The following is a 16,887-nucleotide window of genomic DNA, read 5'->3' on the forward strand; positions in this document are numbered from 1 at the left end:
GCCCCGGGTAACTGTCAATTCAGCCCGGTCAGCGCGGGCAGGTTCCACGGCGTGACGATCTGGATCGCGGACAAGGGCAGCGCGTGCGCCAGGGCAGGCAGCGCGCCCTGCGCCCGCAGTATCTCTTGGCAGGCGCGGCGCATGTCCTGGCCCAGGTCATGGTGCAGCACGGCCTGGATGGCGCCCGACTTGAGCAGCGCCACGTTGTCCGCATCGAGGTCGTGGCCGATGAAGACCTGGCAAGGCCGGCCGGCCTGCGCGAATGCCTGCACGATGGCGGCATTGCCGCCGCCGATCGAATACACGCCGGCGATACCTGGATGCGTAGCCAGTGCTTCACGCACCAGCGCGCCCGTGGCGCCGTCGATGCCGTGGCCCTCGCTCACTTCGACGATGGATAAATGGCGGTGCCGTTCGCGCAACGCGCGGCGAAAGCCGATCTCGCGCTCTTCCTCGCCATGAAAACGGTTGCTGCTCAGGGTGACCAGCACTTGCTGCTTCCTGGGCCGCTGGCCCGCGCCCAGCCACTGGCCGATCAGGCATGCGGCCGTCTCGCCGGCCGCGCGGTTATCCATGCCCACGTAGCCGCGGCGCGCGGAAGCTGGCAAGTCCGTCACCAGGGTCACCACGGGAATGCCCGCCGCCGCCAGCCGGTCCACCGCCTCGGCCACCGGCGGCAAGTCCGGCGCTTTCAGCAGCACGCCGTGGCTGCCGTTCTTGCGGATGCGTTCCAGCTGGTCAACGATGCCGTCCACGTCCAGGGTTTCATGCAGGTGAAAGCGCGAGCGCAGCACGGCCGGATGCAAGGATGGCAGTTCCGCTTCCAGCGCGGCGCGCACGGCGTCCGTAAAGCGGCGCGGCGCCACCATCAGCATGTCGAGCATGAATTTTCTGCCGGCCAGGCCCACCTGCGTGCTTTGCCGCGCCAGTTCATCGAGCGCCTGCATCACGCGGCGCACGGTATTCGCGTGCACGCCCCCACGCTGCTTGATCACGCGGTCGACGGTCGCCACGCTGACGCCCGCCTGCAGCGCCACAACCTTGACGGGAAACGGATGCGTCATGCCATGCCCATTCCATTGATGGTTTTTTGATGGATTTCCTGATGAAAAATGCGGATTTTCATCCCTATACTGATTCTACAACGTAAAACTCAGGAGACACCGCATGATCACCCAAGACGCCGCGCCGCCCGCCCCCTTCTGGCTGTCGCGGCAAGATTGCCGGCTCGATGATTTCATCCGCACCGTCAGCCAATGCACGGTGCTGGCCGACTATCCCCACGCCGCTGCGGTGGAAGATGATATTCTCGTCTACGATTGCGACCAGGTGCGTGCGCTGGCCGCCAGCGCGGCGTCGCTGCGCGCGCTGCAGGCCGAATGGGGCAAGGCGCTGATGGATGGCCCCGGCGTCATCGTGCTCCGGCACGCCGTCGACGACACGGCTACCCTGGATCAGGTCAGCGGCGTGTTTCGCGCGCTGATCGCCGAGCAGCATGCGAGCGGCCAGGCGGGCGGCGACCATTTCGCCAGACCGGGCGCGAATGACCGCATCTGGAACGCCCAGCAAAAACTGTGTCTGCGCGCACCCGAAGCGTTCGCGCGCTACTACGCCAATCCCGTGTTTGCGTGGATCGCCGAGGCGTGGCTGGGACCCGCCTACCAGATGACGGCGCAGGTGAACGTCGTCAACCCGGGCGGCGCGGCCCAGGCGCCGCACCGCGACTATCACCTGGGCTTCCAGAGCGCCGCCGCCTGCACTTCCTACCCGGCGCCCGTGCACCAGATGTCGATCCTCTTGACCTTGCAAGGTGCCGTCGCCCATTGCGACATGCCGGTCGAATCCGGCCCCACCCTGTACCTGCCGTATTCGCAGCGCTACCAGGCCGGCTTTATGGCCTGGCAGCAGGCACCCTTCCGCGATTATTTCGCCCGGCATTGCGTGCAGCTGCCGCTCTCCCAAGGCGACGCCGTCTTCTTCAACCCCGCCCTGTTGCATGCCGCGGGCCATAACCGTTCGTCCGACATCCGCCGCATGGCGAATCTGCTGCAAGTGTCGTCGCCGTTCGGGCGCGCGATGGAAGCGCTGGACCGCCGCGCCATGAGCGCCGCCCTGTATCCGGCGCTGCAGACCTTGCGCGCGCAGGGCGTCCTGTCCGCCGATGGCATTGCTCACGCGATTGCCGCCTGCGCCGAAGGCTATGCCTTCCCCAGCAACCTCGATCGCGACCAGCCCATCGACGGCATGGCGCCGCCCACGCAGCAGCAGCTCATGCACGAAGCGCTGGCGCAAGAGTGGCCTGCCGCCCGCTTCCTCGACGCCCTGGACAGCCAGGCCTGGCGCCGGCAAGCCTGAATCCCCTACCGCGACAACCTCGGAGACTCCCTATGCAAGACATCAACATCGGTCTGATCGGCGCTGGCTACATGGGCAAGGCCCACACCATCGCCTACAAGACCGTGCGCAGCATTTTTCCCACCGCCCTCAATCCAGTATGCGAATGCATCAGCACCAGCAGTGCGGAAGGCGCGGCCCGCAGCGCGCAGGAACTGGGCTGGAACCGCTCCACGGGCGACTGGCGCGCGCTGGTCAATGATCGCGCCATCGACGCCATCATCGTCGCCACGCCACCGGCCACGCACAAGGACATCGTGCTGGCCGCGCTGGCCCTGGGCAAACCCGTGTTTTGCGAAAAGCCGCTGGGCATGACGGCCGCCGAATCCTTGCAGCTGGCGCAGGCGGCGGAAGCGGCGGGCGTGGCCAACATGGTCGGCTACAACTACATCCGCACGCCGGCCAGCCAGCTGGCGCGGCAGATCATCGAATCGGGCGAAATCGGCGGGATCATCCACATCGCCGCCGAACACGTGGAAGACTATTTGCACGACCCGCGCGCGCCCGCTTCGTGGCGCACGCGCGAAGCGACGGCAACGCGGGCCGGCGCGCTGGCCGACGTGGGTTCGCACCTGCTCAACCTGGCCCTGCGCCTGGGCGGCCCCGTCGACTCGCTGGTAGCGGACATGAATACCGTGCACGCGCAGCGTCAAGGGCCCACTGGCATGGAAGCGGTGGAGAATGACGACCAGGGGAATGTGATGCTGCGCTTTGCCAGCGGCGCGCTGGGCGCCCTGACCTTCAGCCGCGTGGCGGCCGGGCGCAAGATGGGTTACACCTACCGCATCACGGGGACGAAAGGCGCGCTCGCCTTCGACCAGGAAAACCAGAACGAATTATGGCTGTACGACGCCGGCCGCCCCGCGCAGCGCCAGGGTTTCCAGCGCCTGCTGATGGGCCCCGCCCACCCCGACTACCTGGCGTTCAGCCAGGGCGCCGGGCACGGCACCGGTTACAACGAGCAGATCGTCATCGAAGCGCGTGATTTTCTGCAGGCGATCGCTGGCGGCCAGCCGGTCTGGCCCACCTTCCGCGATGGCTACGAGGTGGACCGGCTGATAGCCGCCGCGCTGCGCTCCGTGCAGGAGCGCAGCTGGATTTCCCTGCGTTGAACGGCGTTTAGTAGGCCAGTCCGTAACCGAACTTGTACAGCGGATGGGCCGTGTCATACGGCACGTCCGATTTCTGCACCTGCACTTCGGCCATCGACGACGGCAGCTCGAACGGCAGCTTGCCCTGCGGCTTGGCCTTGCCCGTCAGGACATCGAACAGCGCGCCGTCGCTCACGCCGAAGTTGGCGACGATGGCGCTGGCCTTGTCCTGCACGTTGCCGAGGATGGCCGGGCGGTCCAGGTACACGGTGACCACCGTCTTCGGCGCGTATTTGGCCGCGTTCTTGATCGCCTCGTAGTCGGCGTCGCCGTCGACATAGTTCAGGCGCCCTTCATGCTGCATGCTGCCGAAGATGTAGTTCGGGTGCAGTATTTCATACGGCGCGGCCACGCGCAGCAGGGCCACGTCCGCTTCCTGCGGCGTGGCGACCACCGTGTAGCCGTACTGCTTGGCCACGGCCGCATCGATGCCGTACAGGTAGAGCTTCTTGACGGTGGCCGCCAGCGGCAAGACCTTGTCCTTGTTTTCCAGCAGGACCAGCGAGCGGCGCTGCGCGTCCAGGCCAGCCTCGATGAAGTCCGCCTTGCCCACCGTGGTGGCCGCATTGGCCGCATCGACGAACGGATGCTCGAACAGGCCCTGCTTGAATTTCTGGATCAGGATGCGCCGCGCCGACGCGTTGATGCGCGCCTCCGTCAGCTGGCCGCGCTGCACGGCTTGCGTCAGGTACGGCGCTTCCGTCACGCCGCCAAACTGGTCCATCCCCGCCGTCACGGCCTTCACGTAGCGCTCGGCCTTGGTGGCGTCTTCCATGCCCCACGGCGTGCCAAAGCCCATGAAGGAAGGCGCGACGCCAGGCGCCGTGCCGTTGCGGCAGTTGGCGTCGCAGTCGGAGGTGATGCCCCAGTCGGACAGGATCACGCCCTCGAAGCCGTATTTGCCGCGCAGCAGATCCGTCAGCATGGTCTTGCTGAAGCCGGCCGCCACCTGTTCCAGGGTGATGCCGTCGATGGTGATATTGCCGTCCGGCAGAGCGTAGGTGGGCATGACGGAAGCCGCCTTCGCCGTGAAGGCGCCTTCGAACGGTTTCACGTGGTAGGCGAAGTTGTTGCCCGGGTAGGTCATGTAGCGGCCATAGTAATTGTGGCCATCGTATCCTTCCTTCGTGGCGCCGTAGCCGACCCAGTGCTTGACGACGGCCACCACGCTGCCGTCATGCAGGCCCGTGTTCCCATCCTGGAAGCCCTCGATATAGTGCCGCACCATGCGCCTGGCCAGGTCCGCGTCTTCACCGAAGGTGCCGTTGATGCGCGACCAGCGCGGCTCGGTGGCCAGGTCGGCCTGCGGCGACAGCGCCTGCGTGATGCCGACGGCCAGGTATTCCTGGCGCGCGATGTCGCCGAAGCGGCGTACCAGCGCATCGTCGCCGATGGCGGCCAGGCCCAGGGTTTCAGGCCATTGCGAGAAGCCCTTGGTGCCGGCGCTGGCGCCCACCGTGTACTGGAAATGGTGGCGCGGGTCCGTGCTGATGGACACCGGGATGCCGTGGCGCGACGTTTCGCTCAGGGCCTGCACCTTGTTGTACTGGGCCGCCATGTTGGCCGAGTCGCCCGCCATGCGGGTGATGAAGGTGTTGACGTACTGCTTGACGATCAGGTCTTGCAGGGCCGTCAAATCGTACGCCCCGCCCTGGCCGATGCCGGTGGGGTCGGCCACGGTGGGCGCCGTACCGTGCATCATCAGCCCCGCTTTTTCATCGAGGCTCATGTGCGACAACAAATCGTCGGCGCGCACCTCGGCCGGCAGGCGCCAGTCTTCGTATCGATCGATCTTGCCGTTGCGGTTCATATCCTTGAAGGCATAGCCGTCGACCTGGATCTGGCTGTAGGTGGTGGCGCCGAACACGGGCTGCTTGTATTCCACGCTGCCGTTATTGCCGCAGGCGGCCAGGGCAAGCGTGGCGACGCAGCCGGCGACCAGGCGGGCCATCGGTTTCAAAGTGCAATTCATCATTATCTCCAAGACTGTTTTTGTAGGTATCAAGGCGCGGCAGCAAGGCCGGCCGAAAACAATATAGCGTGAGAATGCGTGAGTTTCTTGACCGCGCAGCACGCGTTTTATACCCGCGAGAACAATTTTTGGTTAGATGGCACAACAACCAACAATCTCCTACAAAGTGCTAATATTTGTGAAAAATTACTACAACAAGCAGGATAAGCAGGAGACAGCCTTGCACAAACCCGACACGCGCACGGTTTCGAACCGGATCGCGCAGCAATGCGCGCGCGCCATGCAGGCCGATGGCCACGACCCCGCCGAGTTTTTTCAGCGCACGGGCATCACGCCGGCGCAGCTGGACGAGCCGGGCGGCCGCATCAACGCCGAGCGGCACCGCCGCATGACGGCCTACGCCCAGCAACTGCCGCGGCACCGCGGCCTGCTCGACCTCGACGTGACACACTGGTTCGCGCATTATTCGGGCATCGCCCACGTCTGCTTCAACCGCCCCACCCTGCGCAGCGCGCTGCACGAGCTGCTGCACTTGCGGGGCCTGATCGGCGAATTCGATTTCATGCTGATGAGCGAAAACGGCACGCGCATCGAGATCGAATACCTGTCGGAGTTCTGCCCGGCGGGCGGCGCCATGCAGGCGCTGGCCAATTTCCGCATGCTGTCGCTGGTGGCGCGCGCCTACGACGATGGCGCGCCCACCGCCTTCCGTGCCGGCTTCCAGGGCAAGGCGCCATGGTTCGCGCCGGCCATTGCCGAGTGCTTCGGCGCCGCCGCCACCTTTGGCCAGGCGCGCAATACATTGACGTTCGACGCACCGGCGCTGGACCGGCCCTTCGCCCAGTTCAACGCCATGCTGGCGCCGCACGCGCTGCGGCACGCGCAGGGGCAATTGCAGCAGTTGCAGGGGGCGCAGCTGTTTTCGGCCCGCGTGGAGCAAGCCATCATTGATCTGCTGGGCCGGCAAGGCGCGGGCGACGCCGATAGCGCCTCGCTGCTGCCGGCCCTGTGCGACGGCCTGGCGATGAACCGCTGGACCCTGCAGCGCCAGCTGCAGCAGGAGCAGACCTCGTTCCGCGCACTGGAACTGCGCGCCAAGAGCCGCGAATCGCGCCGTTTGCTGCGCGAAACGAGCCTGAGCGTGGCGGAAATCGGCGACCGCCTGGGCTTTTCCTCGCAAAGCGCGTTCACCCGCTTCTTCAAGAACCAGTTCGAACTGCCGCCGGCACGCTACCGGCAGGATGCAACAGGCGCCTAGACAAAGACACAAGCAAACCGGCAACCCACGAGACGGCCCAAGTCAAGGAGACAGGCTCCCCGGGCCAAGCGGGCCTGAAAAATGTCGAGAGCAAGGCGCAGCGACGCAGACAGTACGCAAGTACGGCAAGGAGCTGCAACGCCGCCATCGGCATTTTCTCAGGCCCGCGTCTCCGGCCCGCTGTTTTAATCTCTACCCGGCCGTATCCGGAACCAGATCGCATACATCGCCGGTAGAAAGACCAAGGTCAGCACCGTGCCGGCAAACGTGCCGCCGATCAGGGTATAGGCCAAGGTCCCCCAGAAAACCGAATGGGTCAGCGGAATAAACGCCAGGATGGCCGCCAGCGCCGTGAGGATCACGGGGCGCGCGCGCTGCACGGTCGCCTCCACCACGGCGTCGAACGGCGCCAGTCCGGCCGCCTCGTTCTGATGGATCTGGCCGATCAGGATCAGGGTATTGCGCATCAAAATGCCCGACAGCGCGATCAGGCCGACCAGCGCATTGATGCCGAACGGCTGCTGGAACAGCAGCAAGGTAGGCACCACGCCGATCAGGCCCAATGGACTGGTCAGGAACACCATCACCATCGCCGAGATCGAACGCACCTGCAGGATAATCATCAGCAAGGTCAATGCCAGCATGATGGGGAACAGCGGCAGCATGGCTTGCGTGGCCTTGGCCGATTCCTCGATGGAGCCGGCCTGCTCGATGCGGTAGCCGGCCGGCAGCTTGTCGATGACCGTTTGCAGCTGCGCCGCGATGGCGCCCGAGACGTCGGGCGGCTGCAGGCCGTCGGCGATGTCGCCGCGTACGGTAATCGTCGGCTGGCGGTCGCGCCGGCGCATCACCGGGTCTTCCGAGCGCACCTCGACGCTGCCCACCTGCGACAGCGCGATGCGTTCGCCATTCGCGCCGGCCAGGGTCAGGTCGGCGATGCGCGCCGGGTCGAGCCGCACGTCGCCGGCCGCGCGCGCCACCACCTGCACCGTGCGGATATCTTCGCGCACGGCCGTAACGGGCACGCCGCTGAGCAAAAACTGCAGTTGCTGCGCCACCGCTGCCGACGTCAAGCCCATCGCCTGCAAGCGCTCCTGCTGCAGGCTGAAATGCAGGGTCGGCGTGCGCGTGCCCCAGTCCGTGTTCACGGTACGCATCAAGGGGCTGGCCTGCATCACCTGCTGCACCTGGCCGGCGACGCCGCGCAACACCTCGGGATCGGGGCCGCTGACCCGGTAAGCGACGGGGAACGGCGAATACGGGCCGAACACCAGTTGCGTGACGCGCACGCGCGCCTCCGGCGCCAGGCCGGCGGCGACGGCCACGCGCAAGCGCTGCTTGAGGCTGTCGCGCGCCTGCTGGCTGTCGGTGCGCACGACGATCTTGGCAAACGAGGGATCGGGCAACTCCGGTCCCATCGCCAGGTAAAAGCGCGGCGCACCCTGGCCCACATAGGCCGTGACGATCTTCGCCTCGCTCTGGCGCGCCAGCCATGCTTCCACCTTGGCCGCCGCGCCGCTGGTCTGCCCGATCGCGCTGCCGTAGGGCAGCTGCACTTCGATCAGCACTTCAGGGCGGTCCGAAATCGGAAAAAACTGCTTCTTGACGACGGCCATGCCCAGCACGGCCAGCACGAACAGGCCGATCACGGTGCAGAACACCAGCCATTTGCGGGCGATCACGCGCCCCAGCAGCCGGCGAAAACGGTGGTAGCGCGGCGTGTCGTACAGCGCATCATGGCCGCCGGCGACGTGTTTGAGTTCAGGCAGCAGTTTCACGCCCAAGTAGGGAGTAAACACCACCGCCACCACCCACGACGCGATCAGGGCGATGCCGACGATCCAGAACATATTGCTCGTGTATTCGCCGGCGCTGGAACGGGCAAAACCATTCGGCATGAAGCCCACGGCCGTCACCAGGGTGCCGGCCAGCATGGGCGCGGCCGTGTGGCTCCAGGCATAGGCGGAGGCGGCGATGCGGCTGTAGCCCTCTTCCATTTTCACCACCATCATTTCGATGGCGATGATCGCGTCGTCCACGAGCAGGCCCAGGCCCAGGATCAATGAACCCAAGGTGATGCGGTCGAAGTTCTTGCCAGTCGCCGCCATCACGATGAACACCACGGCCAACGTCAATGGCACGGCGGCGGCCACCACGATGCCGACCCGCCAGCCCATGCTGATAAAGCACACCAGCATCACCACCAGCAATGCGGCGAGGAACTTGAGCATGAATTCGTCGACGGCCGCGCCGATATTGACTGCCTGGTCGGTGACCTTGGCCAAGCTCATCCCCAGCGGCATGGCGGCGCCGATGGCCGTCACTTCCCCGTCCAGTGCCTTGCCCAGGTCCAGCCCGTTCCAGCCGTCGCGCATGACCACGCCCAAGAGCAGCGCGGGCTCGCCGCCATTGCGCACCATGAAACTGGCCGGGTCTTCCTGGCCACGGCGCACGGTGGCGATATCGGACAGCGTCAAGGTGCGCCCCTGCGCCGCCACAGGCGTATCGCGGATCTTTTGCAGCGCGTCGAGCGCGCCGTCGAGGCGGATGAATACTTGCGGCCCGCGCGTCTCAACGGAACCGGCCGGGCTCAAGGCATTCTGGCCGTTCAGCGCGGCAAACACATCCTGCGCCCGCACGCCCAGGGTGGCCAGGCGCTCCTGCGAAAACTCCACGTAGATGCGTTCGGCCTGCTCGCCGATGATATTGACCTTTTTCACGCCCGGCACGTGCAGCAGCCGCTGGCGCAGGGTTTCCGCCTCGCGCACCAGCAGCCGCTGCGGCTCGCCCTTGGCCTTCAGCGCATACAGGGCAAAGGTGACGTCGGCGTATTCGTCATTGATCATGGGACCGATCACGCCGGCCGGCAAATTGGCCGCCTCGTCGCCGGCCTTCTTGCGCGCCTGGTAAAACTCGGCCTGCACCTGCTCGGGCGGCGTGCCGTCGAGCAGGGTCAGGGTGGTGAAGGCCAGGCCCGGCGTGGTATAGGTCTCGGCCCGTTCGTACCAGCGCAGCTCCTGCAGGCGCTTTTCGATCTTCTCGGCCACCTGGTCCTGCATTTCGCGCGCGCTGGCGCCGGGCCAGGCGGTGACGATGGTCATCACCTTGACCGTAAAGGCAGGGTCTTCCGCGCGCCCCAGCTTGAAGAACGACAGCAGACCGGCCAGCGAAATGAGGCAGATCAGGAACAGGGTGACGGAACGTTCGCGCACGGCCAGCGCCGACAGGTTGAAGCCGGCCGCGCTCATGGACGCGCTCCCGCGGCGGCTGCCACCGGTGCCTGTTCGACCCTGACCTGCTCTCCCTGGTGCAGCAGATGGGCGCCCAGCGCGACGATGCGTTCGCCCGCCTTCAGGCCATTCACGTCGGCGCCGTCATCGTGCAGACCTTGCACCTTCACGTGCCGCCAGCTCACTTGCGCCGGCGCACCGGCGATCACCCACACGCCCTGCCCCTTGCCCGCATCATGCAGGGCCGCCAGCGGCACTTGCACGGTGCCGCCGGCCGCTTGCGCGCCGGGCAGGCGCAAGGTGACGGTGGCGCCCAGCGGTGCGTTCGACAGCGCCGCGTCGAGCACATAGCGCGCCTCAAAGGTGCGCGTTTGCCGGTCCGCCGTCTGCGACAACTGGCGCAAGGTGGCCGGCACGCTGGCGCCCGGCCTGCCGAACAGGGTGGCCTTGCCCGTGGAGCCGAGCGCGGGGCGCAAGGTTTCCGGCAGCTGGATCGCCGCTTCGCGCCGTCCGTCATGGGCCAGCCGCACCACCACCTGCCCGGCCGCGACCACCTGGCCCGGTTCGGCCAGGGTATCCATCACGACGCCGTCGGCATCGGCCAGCAGCACCGCGTACTGCAGCGCATTGCGCGCCACCCCGGCCTGGGCTTCGGACGCCTTGAGCTGGGCGCCGGCCGCGTCAGCCGCCGCCTTCACCTGGTCGTAGCTGGATGCCGAGATGGCGCCCGTGCCGCGCAAGTCGCGGTAGCGCGCTTCCTCATCCGCCGCCTGACGCGCGCGGGCGCGGTCAGCCGTGACGGCGTCCTGCCGGGCCTGGAATAGCAGTTGCAGGTCGTCGGCGTCGAGGCGCATCAATGGCTGGCCACGGCGCACGGCCTGGCCGGCGTCGACCAGCCGTTCGCGCACCTTGCCGGCCACGCGAAAACCGAGATCGCCCTGCACGCGCGGCGCGACCACGCCCGTGAAGCTGCGCGTGCCCGCTTCGGCGCCCTGCACCGTGACGGCGCGCACCAGCGGCGTGGCCGTGCGCGGATCGGCCTGCGCCTTGTCGGCGCAGGCGCTCAACACCAGGGGTAAAGTTGAAATGACAGCAGATGAAGCGAGGCGGCGCCAGCGCATAGGAATTCCATGAATGAGTGATCAGAGCGCTCATTCTGGTACTGGTGACCAATTAAGTCAATAGTCACTTATCATCGAAGCGGCTATGGCGACAAACTGCGCAACACCAGACTGGACAGCTGCACCACGGCCGTTTCGCTGCTGTCGACGCTGTGTTGCAGCAGCAAGGGATTGACGTAGGGGCGCATCACCAGGTAGATCGCGCTGGCCGTTTCGTCGAGCGGCGTCTTGCGTTCAAAGTCGCCCGTTTTGCGCCCCTGTTGCAAGATATCCTGCAGCAGGGCGCCCATCGCCAGCTCGTAGGCCTGCACGGCCGGCCAGCGCCCGGTGGCGGCCGAAGCGGCGATGTCGTACAGCTTGCGGTCCTGGAAAAACAGCCGCAAGCTGGCCTCGACGCTGGCCTTGAACATGCGCCGCAGCTGCTCTGGCGGCCGCCCGGCCGCCTCAACGGCCGCCTTCACTTCGGTCTCGATCTGGCGCAGGCAGTTGCCGCAGATATGCTCGCCGATGGCTTGCTTCGATTCGAAGAACTTGTAGATATAGGCCTTGGAAAAGCCGATCGCCCTGGCCAGATCGGAGACGGTCGTCTTTTCATAGCCGTAGCGGCTGAAGTAATCGGTGGCGGCGGCAACGATCTGGTCGCGCACGTCGTGGCCGGCGGGGCCGCGTGCAGGGCTGGGAGTGTCGGGTGTGGTGGAATTCATGGCGACAGCTTAACGCGCCGCGCCGGAATGCACAATAAGTGACCGAAATGTATTATAGTCACACATTATTCTCATTTGAACTGGAAGACCACCATGCCACTGCCGCGCCTGCGCCTCCCCTTTTTGCTGATCGCCGCCGGTCTGGCCGCCACCGGCTGCGCCGTCGGCAACGATTACCGCCGGCCCGAACTGCCGCAAGCGGCCCAGTACCTGCACCAAGCTGCGCTCGGCGCGCGCCAGGACGCAGACGCTGCCGAACTGCGGCATTGGTGGACGGCCTTCGGCGATCCGCGCCTGACCCGTCTGGTGACGGTGGCGCTGGCGCAAAACCTCGACCTGGCGCAAGCGCAGGCCAGGGTCAGCCAGGCGCGCGCGGCCATCGGTGCGGCCGATGCCGCGCTGCTGCCGTCGGCCAGCCTTGGCGGCCAGGCGGCGCGCGCCTACCAGTCCGTGCAAACGCCGCTGGGCCAGGTCTTGAACACCACGCCAGGCTATGAACGTACCGGCAGCGCGCGCGAATTGAACCTGCAAGCGTCGTGGGAACTCGACCTGTTTGGCGGCCTGCGCCGCGAACGCGAAGCGGCGCGCGCCGACTACGAAGCCAGCGAAGCGGGATGGGCCGCCACGCGGCTGGCCGTGGCGGCGCAAACGGCCGACCTGTACCTGACGATCCAGGGGCTGCAGGCGCGGCTCGAGCTGGCGCGCCGGCAGGTCGGCACGGACGCGGCGCTGCTGGAACTGGCCACGCTGTTATATGACAAGGGATTGGCGAACGAGCCGGCGCTGCGGCAGGCCGAAGCGTCGCTGGCGCAGGCGCGCGCCGTCGTGCCGGGCCTGGACACGGCACGCGAAGTGGCGCTGCATGCGCTCGACGTGATGCTGGGCGCGGCGCCCGGCACCTATGGTGATGACATGGCCGCCGCCGGCGTGATGGCGCGCGCGCCGCGCATCGCGGCCGGCGGCTCGCCGGGCGAACTGCTGCGGCGCCGGCCCGACCTGATCGCCGCCGAACGGCGCCTGGCCGCCGCCAGCGCGCGCACCGGCGCGGCCGTCGCCGGGTACTACCCGAAACTGAGCCTGGGTGCCCTGCTGGGCAGCGCCACGGCAGGCGGCGCCTTGTTCGGCAGCGGCTCCGGCCAGGCCGCCGGCATGCTGGGCCTGCGCTGGCGCCTGTTCGATTTCGGCCGCATCGACGCGCAGATCGAAGCTTCCCGTGGCCGGGAAGCCGAACTGCTGGCGGCCTACCGGCTCGCCGCGCTGCACGCCGCCGAAGACGTGGAAAACGCCGGCTCGGCCCTGCAGCGCCACGAAGAACAGGCCGCATTGCTGGCGCAAGGCGTGCAATCGCTCGAGCGCGCCCGCGCCGCCGCGCTGGCCGCCTACGAGAAAGGCGTGGTCAGCCGCCTTGACGTGCTGCAGGCCGACTCCCGGCTGCTACGCGCGGCGGACGCGCGCGAACAGGCGCAAACGGCATCGGCGCGCGCTGCCGTCGCCACCTACCGGGCGCTGGGCGGCGGCTGGCAGGCGCCGCAGGCGGGGACGGAGGCGGTGGCAGTCCGGTAAATGCCGATGGCAGCAATTGTTCCACCGCTGTCTGGCGCAGGTGGTGGAACAACATTGCCTTTTGAGTAAGTTTTCCGCATACTCGTATGCCCTACCTTTTCATTGCCTTTGAACATGACCATCAGCCTGCGCCCCGTCACGGCCGACAATTTCGACATCATCAGCGAACTGCCCCTGCTGCCCCAGCAGCGCGACTATCTGGCCAGCAACGACTATTCGATCGCGCAGGCCAGCTTTTACCCCGCCACCATGCATACGCGCGCCGTGTATTGCGCCGAGGAGGTGATCGGTTTCCTGATGTTCGTCTCGCCCGATGCCGACGATCCGCCCGGCCACTATCAGATATGGCGCTTCATGGTCGACCACCGGCGTCAGGGGCAAGGCCATGGGAGGGCCGCGCTCGCTCTGGCGCTGGCGGAAATCCGCGCCCGACCGGATGCGCGCAGCATTGAAATTTGCTACAAGCCCGGCAATGCCAACGCTAAAAAATTCTATGCCAGCATGGGCTTCGTGGAAAAAGGCATGGATGCCGATGGCAACGACATGCTGGCCGTGATTCAGCTGGCCTGACGGTCTGGCGCCGCGTTCGCATCGGCCCTGGCATCGAACGCCAGCCGCGCCGCATCGATGGCGTCGCGGTGGCCATGGGCCCAGGCGCCCAGCGCGCTGATGGGGATCAGCAGCGAGCGGCCCAGGTCCGTCAAGGCGTAGTCGACGCGCGGCGGCACGGTGGGAAACACGGTGCGCGTCACGAGGCCGTCGCGCTCGAGCCCGCGCAATGTCAGGGTCAGCATGCGCTGCGAAATGCCGCCGATCAGGCGGCGCATTTCATTGAAGCGCTTGGTGCCATTGCCCAGCAAGATCACCACCATCACGCTCCATTTGTCGCCCACGCGCGTGAGGATGTCCGTGATGGGACGGCAGGAAGCGGCCACGCCCGCATGGCCGCCCTCGTCACGCATGCGCCGTTCCAGCTCCGCCCCTTGCGCGGCGGCGTCGCCAATAGTCACATCCGTGTGCCCCAGTGTGGAAAAAGTGCCTTCTTGTGCGTTCATTTGATAGTCACTATATTTACCTCGGTTACAAAAACATACCACCCGATCATACCACCCAAGAAGGCCCCATATGAACATCCTGCACATCGATTCCAGCGTCCTCGGCGAGCATTCCATCAGCCGCCGATTGTCCACCGCCATCGTGGCCCGCCTGCAAGCGGCCGCGCCTGGCGCCGCCGTCCAGTACCGCGACCTGGCCGCGCAACCGTTGCCGCAATTTACGGTAGCCCCCAGCGACGCCGACGGCGCAGCACTGGCCGGCGCGCTGGAACAAGTGCTGGCCGCCGACATCATCGTCATCGGTGCGCCCATGTACAACTTCGCCATCCCCAGCCAGCTCAAATCGTGGCTCGACGCGCTGGCCGTGCCCGGCAAAACCTTCCAGTATGGCGCCAACGGTCCCGAAGGTTTGCTGGGCAGCAAGCGCGTAATCATCGCCTCGACGCGCGGCGGCTACTACGGCGCCGACACGCCGATGGCCAGCCTCGAACACCAGGAAAGCCATCTGCGCGCCTTCCTCGGTTTCCTCGGCATCAAGCAGATCGAGATCGTGCGCGCCGAAGGCGTCAAGGTCAGCGACGCGGCCAGGGCGCAGGCATTGACGGGCGCTTTCGAGCAGATCGGCGCGCTGCAAGCGGCCTAATGAGTGCCAACTGCGCCGCACGCCGTTGCGGCGCAGCCCCATGGTGGCCGGCAGGCAAGGAAGCGCCAGATGCGCTAAGCTGCCGGAACCCCAACCACAAGGACCACCATGACCCTGATCATCGTCGCCACCATCGATGCCCAAGCCCAACATATCGACGCCGTGCGCGCCGCCCTGGAAGCCGTCGTACCGCCCAGCCGCGCGGAAAGCGCCTGCCTGCGCTACGAACTGCACCTCGACAACAAGATTCCTACCCGCTTCATCATGCTGGAAGAATGGGCCGACAAGGCAGGCCACACGGCGCATGAAGCGACGCCGCACTTCAAGACGCTGGTCGCCGCCGTGGGCGACAAGGTCGTCAAGATCGATATCGCGGAATTGAGCAAGCTGAAGTAAGGCCGGCGCGCCGCGCTAGCGCGTGGCCGTATTAGAAAGTTGTCATCTATAATATGGCAACTTTTCTTTATGGCCATCATGACTCCATTTTCCAAGATACAAGGCGCCCTTGCGGCCGCCGCCTGGACGCTCTGCATCAGCGCGTCGGCGCAAGCTCCCCTTCCTCTGACCAAGCTGGTGGGCGAATACAATCTTGCCTCGTCGGCGACCGTGCCGGCCAGCACCTGGGGCTATTCCAAGGGACGCATTTTGGTCAAGCAACTCGATGAGCGGCATCTGCTGATCGTGCTGTCCTGCGAGTGGAAACGCGAACCGAAAGCCGTCTGCGGCGATTATTTCTATGCCCAGCAGCGCGACGACGGCCTGTATCTGCAGGACATGAATACCTTCGCCATGCGCCTGTACTTCGATCCCGCCACGCGCAAGCTCACCATCATTTCGCGCGGCGCCGACGCGAAACAGAGCGTGCGGCACGACGTGTTCGCCGCCACCACCGCGCCGCTCACGGACCCCGCCCTCGTGCGACGCATGAAGCGCGAACTGTCGAATGCCGACAGCAAGGAAAACCGGCGCGTGTTCGGCCCCTACACCAAGTGGGACTACCAGGAAAATCGCATCGAATTCCAGCGCCAGGACGTGACGGCGCCGTGATGGCGCGCCCGGTCGAGCTTGAAGCACGATACGGTCTGGCACGCAGTGAGCCTGGGGGGGCGACAATGGGCCTACCGTTTTTCAATTCCGATCATTTTTGGCGGCGATGGATCTTTTCTGCGCTCGCATACCAATACGCGCAATGCGACAGATAGCGACACGCCATTTGTGTGCAAGTATTTCGCTGCCACAGCGGTGCCAAGCATTTCCTGGAAGATAATCGCCACATCTATTTTTTGCGCTGTCAATGCATCGATCCGTCTGGGATGATCAAGCTCCACTTCGACGAGGCCACCGATGTAGTTTTTATTTACCATATGAATTTATGTCAAGTATGGGACAAGCACCGTATCCTGCCGCTGCGGACTACCGCAATGCGGCAGGCCGCATTCATTGATCCTTTTCCAGTATCTTGCGTATCTCCGCCCTTGCTCTGTGGATACGGCTTCGCACTGTTCCCATCGGGCATTCCATCTTTATTGCAATCTCGTCATAACTCATACCTTCCTCCTCGCGCAACAATAATGCCTTTTTCAAAGGAGGCGATAAATTGGCGACAAATCGAACAACTTCCATTCCCGTTTCCATTGCACTGCATATCTCTTCCGGACTATCTTCACGAACCAAGTCCAATGCATCAACGGCATTATCTGCGCCATCAATCTAATCAAGTGACACTGATTTAACTTCCTCATTACAATAATAATGATATTTTATACTGCACACGGCCATTAAATATAACTTCGGAT

Annotated in this window: 16 protein-coding genes; 8 read left to right on the forward strand and 8 right to left on the reverse strand. The window is 65.5% G+C overall.

Translation table 11 applies throughout. The annotated features are described in order from the left end of the window. Positions 1-14: 14 nt before the first annotated feature. Positions 15-1,064: a LacI family DNA-binding transcriptional regulator gene (locus tag IGS55_RS04515; RefSeq protein ID WP_230518551.1), complete on the reverse strand. Its 1,050-nt coding sequence runs from the start codon at positions 1,062-1,064 to the stop codon at positions 15-17. Between the two features lie 103 nt (positions 1,065-1,167). On the opposite strand from IGS55_RS04515, the gene IGS55_RS04520 reads away from it, so the two are divergent. Continuing rightward, positions 1,168-2,355 (forward strand): phytanoyl-CoA dioxygenase family protein, encoded by a 1,188-nt coding sequence (locus IGS55_RS04520; protein WP_230518552.1) that lies wholly within the window; start codon positions 1,168-1,170, stop codon positions 2,353-2,355. A gap of 32 nt (positions 2,356-2,387) precedes the next feature. Then, entirely contained in the window at positions 2,388-3,506 is a 1,119-nt protein-coding gene (locus IGS55_RS04525) for a Gfo/Idh/MocA family protein (protein ID WP_230518553.1), read from the forward strand. A gap of 7 nt (positions 3,507-3,513) precedes the next feature. Here the strand turns inward: IGS55_RS04525 and IGS55_RS04530 are convergent, their stop codons facing one another. Then, positions 3,514-5,520, reverse strand: coding sequence for a glycoside hydrolase family 3 protein (locus IGS55_RS04530; protein ID WP_230518554.1), 2,007 nt, complete (start codon positions 5,518-5,520; stop codon positions 3,514-3,516). Between the two features lie 217 nt (positions 5,521-5,737). Between IGS55_RS04530 and IGS55_RS04535 the strand changes: the two genes are divergently transcribed. Further along, positions 5,738-6,775: a helix-turn-helix transcriptional regulator gene (locus IGS55_RS04535; RefSeq protein WP_230518555.1), complete on the forward strand. Its 1,038-nt coding sequence runs from the start codon at positions 5,738-5,740 to the stop codon at positions 6,773-6,775. 185 nt (positions 6,776-6,960) lie between these two features. Here the strand turns inward: IGS55_RS04535 and IGS55_RS04540 are convergent, their stop codons facing one another. The 3 genes from IGS55_RS04540 to IGS55_RS04550 all read right to left on the reverse strand — a co-directional run bounded on the left by IGS55_RS04540 (position 6,961) and on the right by IGS55_RS04550 (position 11,830). After that, positions 6,961-10,023, reverse strand: coding sequence for an efflux RND transporter permease subunit (locus IGS55_RS04540; RefSeq protein WP_230518556.1), 3,063 nt, complete (start codon positions 10,021-10,023; stop codon positions 6,961-6,963). Then, positions 10,020-11,126, reverse strand: coding sequence for an efflux RND transporter periplasmic adaptor subunit (locus tag IGS55_RS04545; protein WP_230518557.1), 1,107 nt, complete (start codon positions 11,124-11,126; stop codon positions 10,020-10,022). The genes IGS55_RS04540 and IGS55_RS04545 overlap by 4 nt, the downstream gene beginning before the upstream one ends. 83 nt (positions 11,127-11,209) lie before the next feature. After that, complete coding sequence (locus tag IGS55_RS04550; RefSeq protein WP_230518558.1) at positions 11,210-11,830, reverse strand: TetR/AcrR family transcriptional regulator; 621 nt, start codon at positions 11,828-11,830, stop codon at positions 11,210-11,212. 93 nt (positions 11,831-11,923) lie between these two features. Between IGS55_RS04550 and IGS55_RS04555 the strand changes: the two genes are divergently transcribed. Together IGS55_RS04555 and IGS55_RS04560 are read left to right on the forward strand one after the other, a co-directional pair. Next, complete coding sequence (locus tag IGS55_RS04555) at positions 11,924-13,393, forward strand: efflux transporter outer membrane subunit (protein ID WP_230518559.1); 1,470 nt, start codon at positions 11,924-11,926, stop codon at positions 13,391-13,393. Positions 13,394-13,507: 114 nt separating this feature from the next. Beyond that, the gene (locus IGS55_RS04560) at positions 13,508-13,963 is read left to right on the forward strand and encodes a GNAT family N-acetyltransferase (protein WP_230518560.1); all 456 of its coding nucleotides are present in this window, start codon (positions 13,508-13,510) and stop codon (positions 13,961-13,963) included. Here IGS55_RS04560 and IGS55_RS04565 read toward each other — a convergent pair. Next, positions 13,951-14,355: a winged helix-turn-helix transcriptional regulator gene (locus IGS55_RS04565; protein ID WP_139090021.1), complete on the reverse strand. Its 405-nt coding sequence runs from the start codon at positions 14,353-14,355 to the stop codon at positions 13,951-13,953. The two genes, IGS55_RS04560 and IGS55_RS04565, sit on opposite strands and share 13 nt — an antisense overlap. Positions 14,356-14,518: 163 nt before the next feature. Here IGS55_RS04565 and IGS55_RS04570 point away from each other — a divergent pair, with 163 nt between their 5' ends. From IGS55_RS04570 to IGS55_RS04580, 3 genes are all read left to right on the forward strand, one after another. Next, on the forward strand, positions 14,519-15,091 hold the full coding sequence (locus IGS55_RS04570; RefSeq protein WP_230518561.1) for an FMN-dependent NADH-azoreductase: 573 nt from the start codon (positions 14,519-14,521) through the stop codon (positions 15,089-15,091). Between the two features lie 108 nt (positions 15,092-15,199). Continuing rightward, on the forward strand, positions 15,200-15,487 hold the full coding sequence (locus tag IGS55_RS04575; RefSeq protein WP_034755675.1) for a putative quinol monooxygenase: 288 nt from the start codon (positions 15,200-15,202) through the stop codon (positions 15,485-15,487). Positions 15,488-15,565: 78 nt separating this feature from the next. After that, positions 15,566-16,138, forward strand: coding sequence for a hypothetical protein (locus IGS55_RS04580; protein WP_230518562.1), 573 nt, complete (start codon positions 15,566-15,568; stop codon positions 16,136-16,138). A gap of 71 nt (positions 16,139-16,209) precedes the next feature. Here the strand turns inward: IGS55_RS04580 and IGS55_RS04585 are convergent, their stop codons facing one another. Together IGS55_RS04585 and IGS55_RS04590 are read right to left on the reverse strand one after the other, a co-directional pair. Beyond that, entirely contained in the window at positions 16,210-16,455 is a 246-nt protein-coding gene (locus IGS55_RS04585) for a hypothetical protein (RefSeq protein ID WP_230518563.1), read from the reverse strand. A gap of 73 nt (positions 16,456-16,528) precedes the next feature. Beyond that, a complete protein-coding gene (locus IGS55_RS04590; RefSeq protein WP_329958187.1) occupies positions 16,529-16,771 on the reverse strand; it encodes a sigma-70 family RNA polymerase sigma factor in 243 nt (80 codons plus the stop codon). Between the last annotated feature and the right edge of the window lie 116 nt (positions 16,772-16,887).

The sequence above is a fragment of the Janthinobacterium sp. EB271-G4-3-2 genome (assembly GCF_020858035.1).
GTDB lineage: Bacteria > Pseudomonadota > Gammaproteobacteria > Burkholderiales > Burkholderiaceae_D > Janthinobacterium > Janthinobacterium aestuarii.